The organism is Asticcacaulis sp. YBE204 (genome assembly GCF_000495855.1).
Lineage (GTDB): Bacteria > Pseudomonadota > Alphaproteobacteria > Caulobacterales > Caulobacteraceae > Asticcacaulis.
In genome coordinates this window covers 245892-261013 of the sequence record NZ_AWGF01000004.1, presented here as the reverse complement: position 1 = coordinate 261013, position 15122 = coordinate 245892, and the positions used below count along the sequence as shown (strand labels likewise).

16 protein-coding genes are annotated in these 15122 nt (G+C 60.0%); 8 read left to right on the top strand and 8 right to left on the bottom strand.

The window, feature by feature from the left end; genetic code table 11:
- Window positions 1-39: 39 nt before the first annotated feature.
- The 3 genes from AEYBE204_RS28300 to AEYBE204_RS28290 all read left to right on the top strand — a co-directional run bounded on the left by AEYBE204_RS28300 (window position 40) and on the right by AEYBE204_RS28290 (window position 1795).
- Window positions 40-777, top strand: a complete 738-nt coding sequence (locus tag AEYBE204_RS28300) for an SDR family oxidoreductase (RefSeq protein ID WP_023461840.1) — start codon at window positions 40-42, stop codon at window positions 775-777.
- 125 nt (window positions 778-902) lie between these two features.
- Entirely contained in the window at window positions 903-1328 is a 426-nt protein-coding gene (locus AEYBE204_RS28295) for a cupin domain-containing protein (RefSeq protein WP_023461839.1), read from the top strand.
- A gap of 5 nt (window positions 1329-1333) precedes the next feature.
- Entirely contained in the window at window positions 1334-1795 is a 462-nt protein-coding gene (locus tag AEYBE204_RS28290) for a hypothetical protein (protein ID WP_023461838.1), read from the top strand.
- Here AEYBE204_RS28290 and AEYBE204_RS28285 read toward each other — a convergent pair.
- The 5 genes from AEYBE204_RS28285 to AEYBE204_RS28265 all read right to left on the bottom strand — a co-directional run bounded on the left by AEYBE204_RS28285 (window position 1792) and on the right by AEYBE204_RS28265 (window position 7090).
- The gene (locus AEYBE204_RS28285; protein ID WP_023461837.1) at window positions 1792-2655 is read right to left on the bottom strand and encodes an aldose 1-epimerase; all 864 of its coding nucleotides are present in this window, start codon (window positions 2653-2655) and stop codon (window positions 1792-1794) included. The two genes, AEYBE204_RS28290 and AEYBE204_RS28285, sit on opposite strands and share 4 nt — an antisense overlap.
- Window positions 2656-2769: 114 nt before the next feature.
- Complete coding sequence (locus AEYBE204_RS28280) at window positions 2770-3669, bottom strand: SMP-30/gluconolactonase/LRE family protein (RefSeq protein WP_023461836.1); 900 nt, start codon at window positions 3667-3669, stop codon at window positions 2770-2772.
- 194 nt (window positions 3670-3863) lie between these two features.
- A complete protein-coding gene (locus tag AEYBE204_RS28275; RefSeq protein ID WP_023461835.1) occupies window positions 3864-4613 on the bottom strand; it encodes an SDR family NAD(P)-dependent oxidoreductase in 750 nt (249 codons plus the stop codon).
- A 16-nt stretch (window positions 4614-4629) separates the two neighbouring features.
- Window positions 4630-5790, bottom strand: coding sequence for a fumarylacetoacetate hydrolase family protein (locus AEYBE204_RS28270; RefSeq protein ID WP_023461834.1), 1161 nt, complete (start codon window positions 5788-5790; stop codon window positions 4630-4632).
- A 238-nt stretch (window positions 5791-6028) separates the two neighbouring features.
- Window positions 6029-7090 (bottom strand): LacI family DNA-binding transcriptional regulator, encoded by a 1062-nt coding sequence (locus AEYBE204_RS28265; protein WP_023461833.1) that lies wholly within the window; start codon window positions 7088-7090, stop codon window positions 6029-6031.
- Between the two features lie 342 nt (window positions 7091-7432).
- Between AEYBE204_RS28265 and AEYBE204_RS28255 the strand changes: the two genes are divergently transcribed.
- The 3 genes from AEYBE204_RS28255 to AEYBE204_RS40560 are packed head-to-tail and all read left to right on the top strand — an operon-like array spanning window position 7433 to window position 10296.
- Window positions 7433-8473 (top strand): glycoside hydrolase family 43 protein, encoded by a 1041-nt coding sequence (locus AEYBE204_RS28255; protein ID WP_023461831.1) that lies wholly within the window; start codon window positions 7433-7435, stop codon window positions 8471-8473.
- Between the two features lie 8 nt (window positions 8474-8481).
- Window positions 8482-10107 (top strand): alpha-L-fucosidase, encoded by a 1626-nt coding sequence (locus AEYBE204_RS28250; protein ID WP_023461830.1) that lies wholly within the window; start codon window positions 8482-8484, stop codon window positions 10105-10107.
- A 45-nt stretch (window positions 10108-10152) separates the two neighbouring features.
- Window positions 10153-10296 (top strand): hypothetical protein, encoded by a 144-nt coding sequence (locus tag AEYBE204_RS40560; RefSeq protein WP_023461829.1) that lies wholly within the window; start codon window positions 10153-10155, stop codon window positions 10294-10296.
- On the opposite strand, the gene AEYBE204_RS40280 is transcribed toward AEYBE204_RS40560, so the two are convergent.
- From AEYBE204_RS40280 to AEYBE204_RS28240, 3 genes are all read right to left on the bottom strand, one after another.
- Window positions 10297-10425 carry a hypothetical protein gene (locus AEYBE204_RS40280; RefSeq protein WP_023461828.1) on the bottom strand — a complete coding sequence of 43 codons (129 nt, stop codon included), beginning with the start codon at window positions 10423-10425 and terminating at the stop codon, window positions 10297-10299.
- Window positions 10426-10442: 17 nt separating this feature from the next.
- On the bottom strand, window positions 10443-10631 hold the full coding sequence (locus AEYBE204_RS28245) for a hypothetical protein (RefSeq protein WP_023461827.1): 189 nt from the start codon (window positions 10629-10631) through the stop codon (window positions 10443-10445).
- Between the two features lie 122 nt (window positions 10632-10753).
- Window positions 10754-10963: a cold-shock protein gene (locus AEYBE204_RS28240; RefSeq protein ID WP_023461826.1), complete on the bottom strand. Its 210-nt coding sequence runs from the start codon at window positions 10961-10963 to the stop codon at window positions 10754-10756.
- Window positions 10964-11339: 376 nt separating this feature from the next.
- Between AEYBE204_RS28240 and carA the strand changes: the two genes are divergently transcribed.
- Window positions 11340-12512 carry a glutamine-hydrolyzing carbamoyl-phosphate synthase small subunit gene (gene carA, locus AEYBE204_RS28235; protein ID WP_023461825.1) on the top strand — a complete coding sequence of 391 codons (1173 nt, stop codon included), beginning with the start codon at window positions 11340-11342 and terminating at the stop codon, window positions 12510-12512.
- A gap of 334 nt (window positions 12513-12846) precedes the next feature.
- Window positions 12847-15087: a DUF6311 domain-containing protein gene (locus AEYBE204_RS28230; RefSeq protein ID WP_023461824.1), complete on the top strand. Its 2241-nt coding sequence runs from the start codon at window positions 12847-12849 to the stop codon at window positions 15085-15087.
- The last annotated feature ends 35 nt before the right edge of the window (window positions 15088-15122 follow it).

Here is a 15122-nt window from a genome sequence, read left to right as displayed (position 1 = left end):
CCTCTCCCCACAGGGGCGAGGGGAGATTTGAGAAACACCATGCCCAGACTTCAAGGTAAAACCGCCCTCATCACCGCCGCTGACCAAGGTATCGGCCGCGCTACGCTAGAGTCCTATATCCGCGAAGGCGCGACCGTCATTGCGGGCGACATCAACGACGCGGCCCTGGCCGAGATCGCCAAGCTCGATAACGTCATCGCGCGCAAGCTCGACGTCACCGACCCCGACGCGGTCAAGGCCATCGCCGCCGAGTTTCCGCAGATCGACATCCTCTATAACTGCGCGGGCGTCGTCCATGCGGGCAGCATCCTCGATTGCGACGAAGAGCAGTGGGCCTTCGCCAACAGCCTGAACGTCACGGCGCAATACCGCCTGATCCGCGCCGTCCTGCCGAACATGCTGAAAAATGGCGGCGGGTCCATCATCAACATGTCGTCGGTGGCCTCCTCGATCAAGGGCGTCGCCAACCGCTTTGCTTATGGCGCGACCAAGGCCGCCGTTATCGGCCTGACCAAGGCCGTCGCCGCCGACTTCGTGGCCCAGGGCATCCGTTGCAACGCCATCTGTCCCGGCACGGTCGAGACGCCGTCGCTGCTGCAACGCCTGCGCGACACGGGCGACTTCGACAAGGCCTATGGCGAATTCACCGCGCGTCAGGCCATGGGCCGCTTCGGTAAGCCGGATGAGCTGGCGGCGCTGGCGGTCTATCTGGGCTCCGACGAGTCGGGCTTCACCACCGGCCAGATCCACATCATCGACGGTGGCTGGATCATGTAGTTCCTCACCTTTCGATGCGTCGCATCGAAAGGTGGATCGATTCATTCACATGTCGCATCGGCGCGTGTTTGACATTTGCTGGTTATGCGTCTTCTCTTTGTGGAAAAGGTATGAGAGGAAATCCGATGCGCCTTATGCTTGCCGCTGCCCTGATCGCCCTGCCCGCCCTCGCTTACGGAGCGCCGCCCGTGAACCAGCCTATGGTCGTCATTGACGAGAAGGACACCATCGTCGAACAGCCCACCCCGCACGGCAATATCGGCATGTCCACCGCCTATCGCATCAGCGACAAGGCCCCTCAGCGCGCCATGGAGTTCCGCAAACGCGTTCTGCATAAGGGCTCAGCCATAGGCATCCACCTGATCGAACACGACGAAGTCTATTACGTGGTTTCGGGTACGGGCCTCGTCGAATCCGACGGCGTGACGAAGACCGTCACCACCGGCATGACCGCCTATCTCTACGAAGGCGCAAACGTCGGCATCAAGCAAATCGGCGACGAACCCCTCAGCCTAATCGTCTCCTATCCTTTGAAAGAGCGGACGAAATAACGACTATGTTTACAGCCAGAACCGCCAGACTCCATCAGCTTGTTATATTCTTTCTGATCGTTTCAGCGGTTTCGGCTGTCATCTTGTGCGTGGATTATAATGAGGTTTTAGGAGCCATTCCGGACCTGTCCTACTATCCTATGGGTGCATGGGCCGTGGTTGTCGTTTTATATTCCAGCCAAATGAAAATTGAGATCGTGCAATCCAGTCAAAAAAGAGCGACCTTTAAAATTTTTTCTCTTTACGCTCTGTCCTTGTTTTTCACCTTACTTACCGTCGTGGGCATTTCAGCGGCTATTTTCATATCCTGCCTATACAATTCTTTTGGAATAGGTCCACTTTATACCTACGCACCGCACGTAATATACATAGCCTCTTTCCTTATGATCCTCGTCCTCGAAGGCCAGCGGGTCAGGTTTTTGAAGCAGTCGGCGGCTCAATACTACCTTAATGGCGCAGAATTCTAACCGTGCAGCGTCAGATCCATCCACACCATCGCCACCGCCTGAGGCTTCAAACAGCGCAAGCCTGAATTGGCGTGGTTGAACGGGTCAGGCATGTGATTGACCGGCTCGGCACAGAAATAGTCCTCGCCCGGCGGCACATAGATATGCAGCCAGTGGCAGTCCGGCGAGGCCCGGAGTGTCAGGGTCGGCTGCGCGCCTTCATAGATATCGGCGCGCCCCGTAAAGCCGGTATGACAATGGTCGATCAGCGTGCTGTCGGTAACGAAATCCCCGCCGGTCCAGTCCTTGCGCCATATACCCGCGTGCAGTTCCGTCGGCAGGCATTCGGCATCGGCCATCCACACGCCGTCCAACTGGCTTTTCAGCCGCGTCAGGGGCGTGCGGTTGAAATAGGGGTGGAACCCCAGCCCCGCCGGCATGGCGGTCGGGCTGAGGTTCTTGACACTCAGCCAAACCCGCAACCCGCCGGGACGCAGTTCGAACACCTGCCGCGCCTCATAGGTCCACGGCCATTCATCAGCCTCGTGGCGGTAGGTCAGGACAACGCGCGACGGCCCCTGCTCGCTGACGCGCCAGCTGTTCAGCCAGCCCTGACCGTGCAGCGTATGCGGATGATCCCCAAGGTTAGGCTTCAGCGCGACCTTGTGTGTGCCCATCGCGAATTGACCGTTTTTGATGCGGTTGCAGAAGGGCACCAGCGGAAACGAGGCGGTTTGCAGCACGTCCTTCGCATCGTCCGGCGTCCGGCGCATATAGTCGCGGCCCTTGTGGAGCAACCGCGCGATCGACCCACCCAGATGCGGATTAAGCTCCAGCACGGTATCGCGGCAGTTCAGCGTCAGCGGTGACAGTTCGATCATGGTTTCATCCCGGTGTTTTGTTATTTTGGCGGCACCTGATCGAAGCGCCGTTGATTTACGCGTAGTCGTATAGATAGATACTATGCCTTGCCGCGCCGCTCAACCGGCAGCGCATCACAGGAACGCGATGTCGTTCTGCGCCTGTCCCGCGATGTCGCTGCGGAAACTGAACAACCCGCCCGCCAGCGGCTGTGCTGTCAGGTCGTCCACCGTGAGGCCCTTGGCTGCGGTCGTGGCATAGACGGTTTTCAAATCCCGTCCGCCGAAAGCGATCTTGGTGACGTTCGACACCGGAAAATCGACCTTGCGGATCAGGCGGCCATCGGGTGCATAGACATTGACGCCCCAGCCGAAGAACAGCCCGACCCAGACATTGCCCTCACTGTCCACAATGGGGCCGTCCATATAGCCTTCGCCGTGCGGCGGGGTGTGTCCGTCAGCATCCAGTTGCGCGAACAGCCGCTTGTTGTTGATCTCGCCGTCGGCATCGAGGTCGAAGGCATAGATATGCTTTTTCAGCGTATCGTTATGATAGAGGGTCTTGCCATCCGGGCTGACCGCCGGGCCATTAGTGATGACGTAATCCTCATCCATCACCTTCAGGCCGCGCATATCGTAGCGGTAGAGCTTGCCGGTCGGCCTTTCCTCGTCATCGTCCATCGAGCCGAACCACAGACGCCCCTGTGCATCGACAAAGCCGTCGTTCAGGCGGTTGGTCGGCAACCCCGCCTCGACATGGGTCAGCAACGTGAAATTACCCGTGACCGGATCGAAGTCGTACAGCCCTGTCTTACAGCCGACGATAAAACCGCCGTGTATTTTCGGCGCCACAAACCCCGGTTCGGACGGCGCGTGGTACGTCCGATGCGCGCCGATATCGGGATCGTATCGATGGACGCGCTTTTGCTTGATATCGACGAACCACAGGGCGTGATCGCGCACCGACCACACCGGGCCTTCGCCCAGCGTGGCCTTGAGGTCGAGAATACAGGTCGGTTGAAACAGTTGGGTCATGTCAGAGTCTCAAGCCAAACGCCGGTGAGCCCACCCCACCACCGTTTGCAGAGCAAACGGTCCCCCTCCCCGCCTGAGGCGGGGAGGTATAAGAATGCCAAACCTAAGCGATGAACCGCTTCGAGCTTAGGTTTGTCGATATGGATCATCCACCGAAAACGTATGGTGCGTAGCGCCAGACTTTTCGGTGAGCGTTACCGCCAGCCGGCGTCGATCCAGTAACCGTGGCCGGTACACAGGCTGGCATCGTCGGAGGCCAGAAACAGCGCCAGAGACGCGACGTGCTGGGGCTCGATACGGCCCTTGAGCGCCTGAGCGTCAACGATTTCCTTCTCGCCTTCGGGCGTGTACCATTTCATCTGACGCGGGGTCTTGACGTTGCCAGGGATGATGGTCGTGACGCGGATATTGTCCGGCCCCAGTTCGCGCGCCAGCGCCCGCGTCATGCCTTCGATACCGGCCTTGGCGGTCTCATAGAGCGTCAGGTCCGGCAGACCCAGATGCCATGAGATCGAGCCGAAATTGATGATCGCGCCCCCGCCAGCCGACTTCATGCCGTGTGCCACCGCGCGGGTCACCATCAGCATGTGTTTGAGATTGACGCCGATATTCTTGTCGAAGAATTCCGAGGTGATCTCGTCCAGCGAATGGCGATCGTCGCGCGCCGCATTGTTCATCAAAATCGTCACCGGTCCGTCTGCAATCACCGCCGCCAGCACGGCTTCCAGCGCCGGGGTGTCGGTCAGGTCGCATTTGTGAAACACCGGCGGCAGGCCGAGCACCCCCAGATCGAGCGTGGCCGAGACTTCATCGACCAGATCGATGAAATGGACGCGGGCGCCCTGATTGACGAAAGCCTTGACTAGCCCGGCGCCGATCCCCGACCCCCCGCCGGTGATCAGAACCTTGCGCCCCTTGAGGCTTGGATAGATAGCAGACGACATTTATAATTCTCTATTCTTAAGCGGCGTCTGCGCGGGCAGCGGCGGATTTCAGAAGGCCACGCTGGGCCAGGTTTTGCATCAGGGCGACGATACCGAAGGTCCAGGCGCGCGCGTCCTTCGACGTGGTGACGCGGTTTTCCAGCTTGCCCAGCTTCGGCGTCGAGACCGAAACCACGTCACCAACCTTGTGCGTAAAACCACGACCCGGCGTATCACGATCCTGGGTCGGCGCAAACAGCGTCCCCAGCATCAGGACGAAGCCGTCGGGATAATGATGTTCGGACAAGGCCTGACGGATCAGTTCCAGCGGATCACGGCTGATCTGGTCCATCGAGGAGCGGCCCTCAAGCACATAGCCTTCGGGGCCGTCGATGCGCAGATCAAGCACGGCGGCGCGCACGTCGTCGAGGGTGAAATTATCGTCGAACAGGCGGACGAACGGCCCCAGTGCGCACGACGCGTTATTGTCCTTGGCCTTGCCGAGCAACAGCGCCGAGCGACCTTCAAAGCAGCGCAGATTGACGTCATTGCCGAGCGTCGCACCGACCGCACGGCCCTTCGGATCGACCACCATGACCACTTCGGGTTCGGGATTGTTCCAGGTCGAATCCGAGCGCACGCCGACCTCTTCGCCCCAGCCCACCGAGGACAGGACCGGCGACTTGGTGAAGACCTCGGCGTCCGGCCCGATGGCGACCTCAAGATATTGCGACCACAGGCCGTCCGAGATCAGGGCGTCTTTCAATTTCGCTGCGGCTTCGGTACCCGGCACGACCGAGCGGATATCCCCGCCCACGCGCGCCGCCAGATCGTCGCGGATGGCCTTGGCCTTGTTGAAATCGCCACGGGCGCGTTCTTCAATGACGCGCTCGACCGCCGACACGGCGAAGGTCACGCCCGCCGCCTTGACCACCTGAAGGTCGATCGGCGACAGAAGCTGCGTGCTGCCTTCCCAAACCTTGTTGAAGGTAAAGTCTTCCAGTTTGCCGAGCGATTTACCGCCGGACGGTACGCCTGATTCCGGCCAAGCCGCCAGCAATTGCGCCACGGTCGGCGCCACCGCGCTCATGTCGAAGACCTCGCCGTTCTTGACCAGAACTGGCGTCGGGCCTTCCGGCAGCAGAAAACGGCCCACCAGAGTCGCGCTGCGCCAGTCCGCAGGCAGGAAATCGGTCATGATTAAAGCTCACCTATTCAATGGGTTAAAACCCTCTGCCGCGTTCAATGACGCACAGCGGGGACAACAAATTCAACTCGACCTGTTTCAGTGTCCGGCACCCCGTGAAGCCTCCGGACTTATGATTGCGCGTGAACGACCCCCTACCAAAGTCGTAATCGCGTTTGATAGCGCTACCATTTCCAGTCCATGCCGCGCTTGTCAAGCCCTCACACCCTTTATCAGACAAATTAAACTGTCAAGCGTTCAGGTCGGGCGTCAAGGGCGAAGACGATTGCCGCTCGATGATCGAAAAATCGCGGATTTCGTGGATCGGCACGTAGGTTTGTCCCGATCGCCGGGCCTTGATTTGCTCCAGCAACAGCTTGAGTGCCAGAGCCGCCATGTCCGAGATCGGCTGACGCACCGTGGTCAGTTCCGGCCACACCGACGAGGCCATCGAGGTGTCGTCGAACCCGACGATGGTCACGTCCTGCGGCACGTCCAGCCCCAGCCGGTGGGCGGTGGCGACGGCGCCAGCAGCCATGTCGTCGTTCGAGGCGAAGACGGCGGTTGGACGATCGGCCCGCGTCAGGAGCGTCTCGGCGGCATCGAAACCCGATCGGTAGGTAAAATACCCCTGCCCCACCAGAGCTTCGTCGGCCTTGAGCCCGCCCTTGGCCAAAGCCGCGACATAGCCTTCGTAACGCAACTGACTATAGTAGGAATTGGGATTGCCCTTGATGAAGCCGATGCGCCGGTGACCCAGCTGGATCAGGCGCGAGGTCATGGCAAAGGCCGCCTTGAAATCGTCGATGCTGACCGACGGGGCGTCCGGCGAGGGCCGCGAGGTCGCGACGCCTACGAAAGGCAGCTTCATATCTTTCAGCGCCTTGGCCACGCGCGAGGAATCCGACAGCGGCGGCGGCAGGACGACGCCATCGACCCCGACCGTTTTCAGCTTGTCCAGCACATCGGCCACGCCTTCGGGACCGTCGCAGCTCTCGATCGTGAGCTGACAGCCGCTTTGCGAGCTTTGTTCCAGAATGCCGAGCAGCAGTTCCGACAGGAAGGACATCGACGGATTGGAGTAGATGAGTGCTATACGCGACGAATCCTGCGACGCCAGCGATCGCGCGGCCAGGTTCGGTGTGTAGTTCAGCGCCTCGACGGCTTCCATCACCTTCTGACGCGTTTCTTCGCGGACGTTCTTTTCGCCGTTGATGACGCGCGACACGGTCATCGGCGAGACGCCGACATGGCGGGCGACATCATGGATAGTGACGATATTACCGCCCCGACGGCTGACTTTACGCGCCAATGGCCCGACCCTCTTTTTCGTTTAAGCGCAGTACCTTAGACGCGATTCGCCTGCTGCCCTGCCGGATTTCGCACCATAATCGCATATTCGGCGCAACCGCGTAAAGGGCAGGCGTTTTGTTTTCATATGTGAAAAATAAAGCCGCTTGCAAAAATTCCAAACCCACCTTATCCCTGATCATAATTATAAAAACCAATGCCGCATCGCACAGATCGACCGCCTGAAAGCGGGCATATGGGATTCAGGGACGATACCTTACATGACAACACCTTCCGGAGGCCATCGCGCCGGAACGCTGATGCCTGCGCAGTTTGACGTGAAGGTAAAACAAAGGACCTTCACATGACCACGCGCCGGACTCTGCTCGCCCTGACGACCGCCCTTGCCGTTTCGGAATTGTCCCTGAGCGCCGGTCAGGCGCGCGCCGAGGACGCCCCTCTGACCTTGCCGGACATGCCGCTGCACGATCCGTGGATCGTCGCCGACGACGCGACGCAGACCTATTACCTATATACCTCCAACCGGGAGCGCATGTCGGGTCAAAAGGGTATCGGCATCATGGCCTACCGTTCGCGCGACCTGATCCACTGGACGAAGCCGTCCGTCGTCTTCGCCCTGCCTTCAGGCATCTGGGCCAATGCCGGAGCCTGGGCGCCGGAGGTCCATGTCTGGCAGGGCAAATACTATCTGTTCGTCACCCTGCACAACGAGCAGATGCCTCTTCCCGGCGGCACCCCGGAAAAGCCGCTCTATCGTCGTGGCACGGTGCTGGGCGTCGCCGACACGCCCGCTGGGCCATTCACGCTGGTTCGCGACGGCGAGCCGGTGGCGTCGAAAGACCTGATGACGCTCGACGGCACGCTCTATGTCGATCCGAAGGGTGATCCGTGGATGGTCTTCGCCCACGAATGGATTCAGACGGGCGTCGGCACGATGGAGGCCTTGCCGTTGAACGCCGATCTGTCGGCCAAAGGCCCGCCTAAAACCCTTTTCAAGGGCTCGGCCTCGCCCTGGGCCGTGCCGCAGCAGGGCGCGCATATCGTCACCGACGGCCCGGAGCTTTACCGCACGTCAAGCGGCGCGCTAATGATGCTGTGGTCGAGTTGGGGCAAGGACGGTTATATCCAGACCCTGGCGTGCTCCAGATCCGGCGACCTTTTCGGGCCGTGGGAGCAATTGCCCATGCTGCTCGACAAGGGCTCCGGCCACGGGATGGTATTCAAGACCTTCGAGGGGCAGCTGATGCTGGTCGTCCACCGTCCGTTCAAGAACGCCCGCGGCTATCTGTACGAGGTCCACGATACCGGCACGTCCATCGAACTGACCCGGCAACGCACCGATCTCGATCTCGACAAAAATCCCTTACCGCCCTTCACCCCCTGAGGTAGCTCATGCGCCCTACCCGCCGTCAGTTGCTCGGTGCCGCCGCCGCCGTGGCCAGCATTCCAGCCGCCGCCGAAGCCGCCCCCGCCCCGTTCAAACCGACATGGGAGTCGTTGAGCGGAACTTACCAGACCCCGGACTGGTTCAAGGACGCCAAGCTCGGCCTGTGGTCGCACTGGGGGCCGCAGTGCGTCCCCGAAGCCGGCGACTGGTACGGGCGTCAGATGTATATTCAGGGCAACCGTTACTACGATTTTCACGTCAAAAAATACGGTCACCCGGCGCATCACGGTTTTATGGAGATCATCGGCGACTGGAAGGTCACCAACTGGGACGCCGAAGCCCAGATGGCGCTCTACAAGGCCGCCGGGGCAAAATATTTCGTCTCCATGGCCAACCACCACGACAATCTCGACATGTTCGATTCAAAATTCCACGCGTGGAACACGACGCGTGTCGGGCCGAAGACGGACATCGTCGGGCGCTGGGAAAAAGTCGCCCGCGCCGCCGGGATGCGCTTCGGCGTGTCGAACCACGCCGCCCATGCCTGGCACTGGTGGCAGACCGCCTATGGCTACGACGCCGAAGGGCCGATGCGCGGCGTGCGCTACGATGCGTCTCGCTGGAAAAAAGCCGATGGCAAGGGGACATGGTGGGAAGGGCTCGACCCGCAGGACCTCTATACCGGACCGGCCAGGGACATGGTGCCGCCGGACGGCATAGCCTCGGTCAAGGCCATGCAGGATTACCACGACCAGCATTCGGGTCAGTGGCTGGAGACCTCGCCCAATGCGTGGTACGCGAAACAATGGCTGCTGCGTCAAAACGATCTGATCGATAAATACAGGCCCGACTTCGTCTATTTCGACAATTACGGCCTGCCGTTGGAACAGGCGGGCCTCGACGCCACGGCCTATTTCTATAATCAGAACCGCAAGTGGCACGGCGGCCAGCTTGAGGCCGTCGTCACCGGCAAGAAGCTCGATGCGACCCAGAAACGCGCCATTGTCGATGACGTCGAGCGCGGCTTTTCCGCCGATATGCGCGCCGATTACTGGCAAACCTGTACCTGCATCGGCAACTGGCACTACGATCGCGGCCTGTACGAGCGCAATGGCTATAAGACGGCGAAGGACGTCATCCAGCGCCTGACCGATGTGGTGGCGAAAAACGGCAACATGCTGTTGTCGATCCCTCAGCGCGGCAATGGCGAGATCGATGAGAAAGAAGTCAAAATCCTGACCGACATGGCGGCGTGGATGGCCGTCAATGGCGAGGCGATCTTCGGCACCCGCGTCTGGTCGATCTATGGCGAAGGCCCGGCGCGCTTCACCGAAGGGATGCAGAACGAAAGCCAGCAGAAGGGCTTCACGCACGAGGATATCCGCTACACCACCAAGAATGCCACGCTCTACGCCCTGGGGCAGGACTGGCCAAACGATGGGTTTATGAGCCTGACGGCCTTCGCCGAAGGGTCAGCGCAACGCAAGGGGAATATCGAGCGCGTCGAACTGCTCGGCCACGGTCAGCCGCTCGCTTTCGGCCTGTCCGTCAACGGACTGAACGTCAGATTGCCCGATTCCCGACCCGCCTTTACGCCGGTGCTGAAAATCACGGGTAGCGGACTGACCTGAATAGAGTTAATAAGGGTTAACAAAAGCAACGGAAACACCGCCGGGATGCCTGATACCCTCATCGCCTACAAATCCGCTCTGCGCGCCTATCTGGCCGCAGTGGAGGTCAGGCTGTCGCAGCCACGTAAGTCAGCCTTCGACGTTTATGCGTGGTTGGGACGCGACCGCAATGGCCGCCCCATCCGCTGATTATTTCTTGGAAGATACCGGCGACAGATTGCCCTTGGCGAAACCCGTCGTGGCGACGGCTTCGATCTTGACCTTGGCGGCCTTGGGCTTGCGAACTTCCTTGTTGGATTTCTTCTGACCCTTGGCCATGCCATTATATCCTTGATTTAGTTGGGAAACTGATAGACGAGTTGTTGGCTCTTCATATCGTAGATGCGCACCTGCGCGGCACCATGCCAGCGGGTATGCGCCGGGAGGTGGTTCTTCGCATGGTCGATGGCGAGCGTCAGGTCCGAGCCCCACGGCACGGACGTAATTTCGGCCTCGTCGGCCGTCAGGAAGAAGATACGATACATTAGCGCTCCGCTGCGGTGTAACCACAGATCAAATAATCCGCGGCCTTGCGCCCCCCGCCCGGAAATAGAAAAAGGTCAGCCTTACGGCTGACCTCGCTTAGAAGGCGCAATTGCGCCAATTCTTAGGCGTTTTCCAGCTTTTCAGCCGACATCTTGCCCGACTTCTTGTCGCGGGCCAGTTCGAACGAGACCTTCTGGCCTTCGTCGAGACCGCGCATCCCGGCGCGTTCAACGGCCGAGATGTGAACGAAGACGTCCTGGCCGCCGTCGTCAGGCGCGATGAAACCGAAACCCTTGGTGGAATTAAACCACTTAACCGTACCTGTGCTCATGATGAACCCTTTCAAAGTACATGTATACGCGCACCGGACCCGATGTCCGCGCGCCTCGCTTAAAATTTGAATGGAAGGTTCGTCCGGCGCATCCAGTGGATACAAAACAAATCCGCAGACAATCATAAATCGATGCCGGACAAATACGCCTGAAATATTTCAAAGTCAAATCTATTATTTCGAACAAATACTTATAAATTTCTTATTATACATATTTTCGACCTGCTCCACGCATCGCGAACGACTTCATAAATAGTGTTAAAACGTGAGCGAAAAAGGCCGGATTTTTCATTGACCCCCAAGGTCAAAGTCCCTATGTGTGCCGCCGTTTATCCGCAAGCCTGCCCGACCTTTGCCCTTCACAGGAGTTTTCACCATGACTGATCTATTACCCGGCGTGACGGGAGTACTGGTTCTGGCCGACGGCACCGTGTTTCAGGGCATCGGCTGCGGCGCCACCGGCGACGCGCTGGGCGAGGTTTGTTTCAATACGGCCATGACCGGCTATCAGGAAATCCTCACCGACCCGTCCTATATGGATCAGATCGTCGCCTTCACCTTCCCGCACGTCGGCAATGTCGGTGTCAATCCGGAAGACGTGGAGCAACTAGGCGATGACCCCAAGCGCGCGGCCAAGGGCGCGATCTTCCGCGACGTGCCGACCCCGCCCGCCAACTGGCGCTCGGCGATGAGCTTCAACGACTGGATGGCCTCGCGCGGCGTGGTCGGTCTGGCCGGGATTGACACGCGCGCCCTGACCAAGCGCATCCGTGAAAAGGGCATGCCGCACGGCGTTATCGCCCACGATCCTAACGGCCAATTCGACATCGCCGCCCTGACGCAAAAGGCCGCCGACTGGGCGGGCCTCGTCGGGCTCGATCTGGCGCTCGACGCCACCTCGGCGCAGTCCTCGACCTATACGTCCGATCTGTGGAAATGGGGCGAAGGTCATAAGGATGGTCAGAAGGCAGATTTCAACGTTGTGGTTATCGACTACGGCGTCAAGCAGAACATCCTGCGCGCCCTGATCAGCGTCGGCGCGGCCGTCAAGATCGTCCCGGCCAAGACCACCGCCGAAGACATCCTCGCCCTCAAGCCCGATGGCGTCCTGCTGTCGAACGGCCCCGGCGATCCGGCAGCGACCGGTGCCTATGCCGTGCCGGAAATCAAAAAGCTGGTCGATGCGGGCCTGCCGGTGTTCGGCATCTGCCTCGGTCACCAGATGCTGGCCCTCGCTCTGGGTGCAAAGACCGTCAAGATGGAACAGGGCCACCACGGCGCCAACCACCCGGTCAAGGACGTCACGACGAACAAGGTCGAGATCGTGTCCATGAACCACGGCTTCGCGGTTGATCGCGACAGCTTGCCTGAAGGCGTGGTCGAAACGCACGTCTCGCTGTTCGACGGCACCAACTGCGGCATCGCTCTGGCGCAAAAGCCGGTCTTCTCGGTCCAGCACCACCCCGAAGCCTCGCCCGGCCCGGTCGATTCGCTCTATCTGTTCGAACGCTTCGCCCAGCACATGCGCGACACGAAGGTGAGCGCGTAACCCGTCTCAGACCGCCCCGACTGGTTGGGGTATAGCGCAGACGAAAATATAGCTTTCGCCAAGCGATGGGACCGCACGAGCTACGACGTAGCGAGATGTGGTGGTGGGGGTTCTCGCTGACTTACGACTTTGTAGCCCGCTGCGCCTAAGTAAAGACACCACCAAGCCCTTCGGGCGCAGTCCTTTCCCCCTCAAAAATGGGGAGGTATATTTTTGTTTACCGCCCGAATTTTGCCCTCTTTTAACGTTTGATCACGCAACTTGTGATGCGTGCCGATTTCGTTATGATGCGCCGCACCTATCCCTCCTCGATCCGATAGAGCTTAAAGTCCGCATGACCTCCTATCTCCCGGAAGCCCTGAAATGGTTGCGCCGTGGCCTGACGGTCGCCGCTCCCATCTTGCTGTTCTGCCTGTTTTTCCACGTGGAGATTCTCGACCCGACGCGCATCGGCTGGCTGCTCGACGAGGACTGGGGTCAGCATGTGCTGGGCTGGCACGCCTTCCGCAACGTACCGTGGGCGTGGCCGTTCAACTATCAGAACCTGCTCGCCTGGCCGACAGGGATCAGCATCATCTATACGGACTCCAATCCGTTTTTCTCGTTCATCTTCAAGGCCCTGAGCCCGATCCTGCCCGATAACTTCCAGTTCATCGGCCCGTGGTTCGGCCTGTGCGTCGTCATGCAGTTTTTCTTCGGCTACAAGCTGGTGCGTCCGCACGCGCCGGGGCCGTGGGCGGCGCTGGCCGGGGCGATCATCATGACGCTGCTGCCTGCGTTATATTACCGCATGCGCCACGATACGCTGGTGGCGCACTTCCTCATTCTGTGGACCCTGTGGATATTCTTCAACGTCAAGAACGAGAAGCACAAGAACTGGTGGTACGCGGCCTCGCTCGGCGTTACCGGCTTCCTGCACCCCTATATGCTGTTCATGATGGCGGCGGTCTGGGGCGGCGACGTTCTGCGCAAGTTCATCCCCGCCGCCAAGGCACTGGACCGCAAACAGATCCTGCTGATCATCCGCGACTGCGCCCTGATCTTTGCCTGTCCAATGATCGCGCTGGGCCTTTCCGGCGCCTATTCCGGCTCATCGGCCGAAGCCCGCGGCTACGGCTTCTATTCGATGGGACTGGACGCGCCGATCAACCCCGTGCAGCCCGATTTCTCCTTTTTCATCCGCTCGCACCCTCAGGACATGGGGCAGTATTTCGAAGGTTTCCAGTATATGGGCCTCGGCATTCTGGGCCTGCTGATCGGTGCGGTCCTGCTGTATCAGATCACCTTTTCGGCCCGTCAGGCGCGCCCCTTCATCGACAGCTGCAAACCGCTGATCATCCCCTTCATCTGCCTGCTGATCGTCGCGGTGTCTAACCACGTGCAGTTCTACGACATCACCCTGTTCCGCATTCCCCTACCGCAGTACCTGCTGGAAAAGCTGGCCGTGCTACGCGCGTCGGGACGCTTCTTCTGGCCGATCGCCTATACCCTGATGCTGATGGCGCTGGTCGTCGTCTACAAGTCGCGACCCAAGATCATGCAGGTCGCCCTGCCCGCCGTCATCGTCATCCAGCTGATCGACCTGCAAGGCTTCATTGCCGCCATGCGCGCCCAGACCGAGCTGGCGCGGTCGACCGTCATCTTCGATCAGGCGCCTGATCCCCTGTGGGACAAGCTGATTTCAGGCGCCAAGGGCGTCGACTTCTACCCAGCGCAGGTCCATCTGAACGACAAGCTGTTTTACGAAATCACCTGGCGCGCCGTGTCGCAGAAAAAGCCGGTCAATACCATGTACATGGCCCGCGAGAACATCGGGCAACGCGCCATCGAGCTCAAGGGCCGCGAAGCCTATCTCAACGGCCAGATCGACAATGACCGCCTCTATGTCTTCCTGAACCAGTGCTATGCGCCGCAGAACCTGCAACCCCTGCTGCGCGAAGTCGACGGCGTGTGGATCATCCCGCCGGCGTCGCAGCGCAACCTGCCGCTGGATCACCCGGAATGGAAGCCGATCAAGGCGCGGATGGGCTTCGGCTTCCTCAATCAGGGCTCGTGCCTGCTCGACAAGAACTGGGTGCCGCCCGAAGGCGACGGTGCCTGGACGCTGGGCAAGCGCGCCGAACTGGTCATTCCTATTCAGGAAATCGAGTTTGAAAACGACGCCCGCCCGGTCAAGCCCTCGATCCGCATGGTCGCCAAGAGCTTCTATCGACCGATGAAGGTCGACGTCCTGATCAACGGCGTCAAGCGCGGCACGATGGAGCTTGAGAAAATCCGCTCCTATCAGGACATCCCGCTGCCGCCGTCGGTGTTCAACCGAAAGGACCTCAAGGTGACCTTCGTCATCGATGAACCCCTGTCGCTGAAAGAACTGGGCCGGGGCGAGGACGATCGCCTGCTGGGGATGAAGCTGTTCCGCCTGACGATCGAGGACGCCGCCGTGCGCGAAAAGGCCGAGGCCGAAAAACAGGCGAAAATCGCCGAAGCCCAAAGCGACCTGAAAGCCGCCGTGAAAACCGAAACCCCGGGGATCGCGGCGGGTCAGCAGGCCGCCAAAGCCCCCGCAAAACCTTAACGGCAGCCGTCCGGACATGCCCTTGAAATAGGGGG

Bases quoted from the DNA above. Each gene is read 5' to 3' on its own strand.
- AEYBE204_RS28275 (WP_023461835.1), bottom strand. From the start codon at position 4,613: ATGTCGTCTGCTATCTATCCAAGCCTCAAGGGGCGCAAGGTTCTGATC.
- AEYBE204_RS28280 (WP_023461836.1), bottom strand. From the start codon at position 3,669: ATGACCCAACTGTTTCAACCGACCTGTATTCTCGACCTCAAGGCCACG.
- AEYBE204_RS28230 (WP_023461824.1), top strand. From the start codon at position 12,847: ATGACCTCCTATCTCCCGGAAGCCCTGAAATGGTTGCGCCGTGGCCTG.
- AEYBE204_RS28300 (WP_023461840.1), top strand. From the start codon at position 40: ATGCCCAGACTTCAAGGTAAAACCGCCCTCATCACCGCCGCTGACCAA.
- AEYBE204_RS28290 (WP_023461838.1), top strand. From the start codon at position 1,334: ATGTTTACAGCCAGAACCGCCAGACTCCATCAGCTTGTTATATTCTTT.
- carA (WP_023461825.1), top strand. From the start codon at position 11,340: ATGACTGATCTATTACCCGGCGTGACGGGAGTACTGGTTCTGGCCGAC.
- AEYBE204_RS28245 (WP_023461827.1), bottom strand. From the start codon at position 10,631: ATGTATCGTATCTTCTTCCTGACGGCCGACGAGGCCGAAATTACGTCC.
- AEYBE204_RS40560 (WP_023461829.1), top strand. From the start codon at position 10,153: ATGCCTGATACCCTCATCGCCTACAAATCCGCTCTGCGCGCCTATCTG.
- AEYBE204_RS28285 (WP_023461837.1), bottom strand. From the start codon at position 2,655: ATGATCGAACTGTCACCGCTGACGCTGAACTGCCGCGATACCGTGCTG.
- AEYBE204_RS28240 (WP_023461826.1), bottom strand. From the start codon at position 10,963: ATGAGCACAGGTACGGTTAAGTGGTTTAATTCCACCAAGGGTTTCGGT.
- AEYBE204_RS40280 (WP_023461828.1), bottom strand. From the start codon at position 10,425: ATGGCCAAGGGTCAGAAGAAATCCAACAAGGAAGTTCGCAAGCCCAAG.
- AEYBE204_RS28270 (WP_023461834.1), bottom strand. From the start codon at position 5,790: ATGACCGATTTCCTGCCTGCGGACTGGCGCAGCGCGACTCTGGTGGGC.
- AEYBE204_RS28250 (WP_023461830.1), top strand. From the start codon at position 8,482: ATGCGCCCTACCCGCCGTCAGTTGCTCGGTGCCGCCGCCGCCGTGGCC.
- AEYBE204_RS28295 (WP_023461839.1), top strand. From the start codon at position 903: ATGCGCCTTATGCTTGCCGCTGCCCTGATCGCCCTGCCCGCCCTCGCT.
- AEYBE204_RS28255 (WP_023461831.1), top strand. From the start codon at position 7,433: ATGACCACGCGCCGGACTCTGCTCGCCCTGACGACCGCCCTTGCCGTT.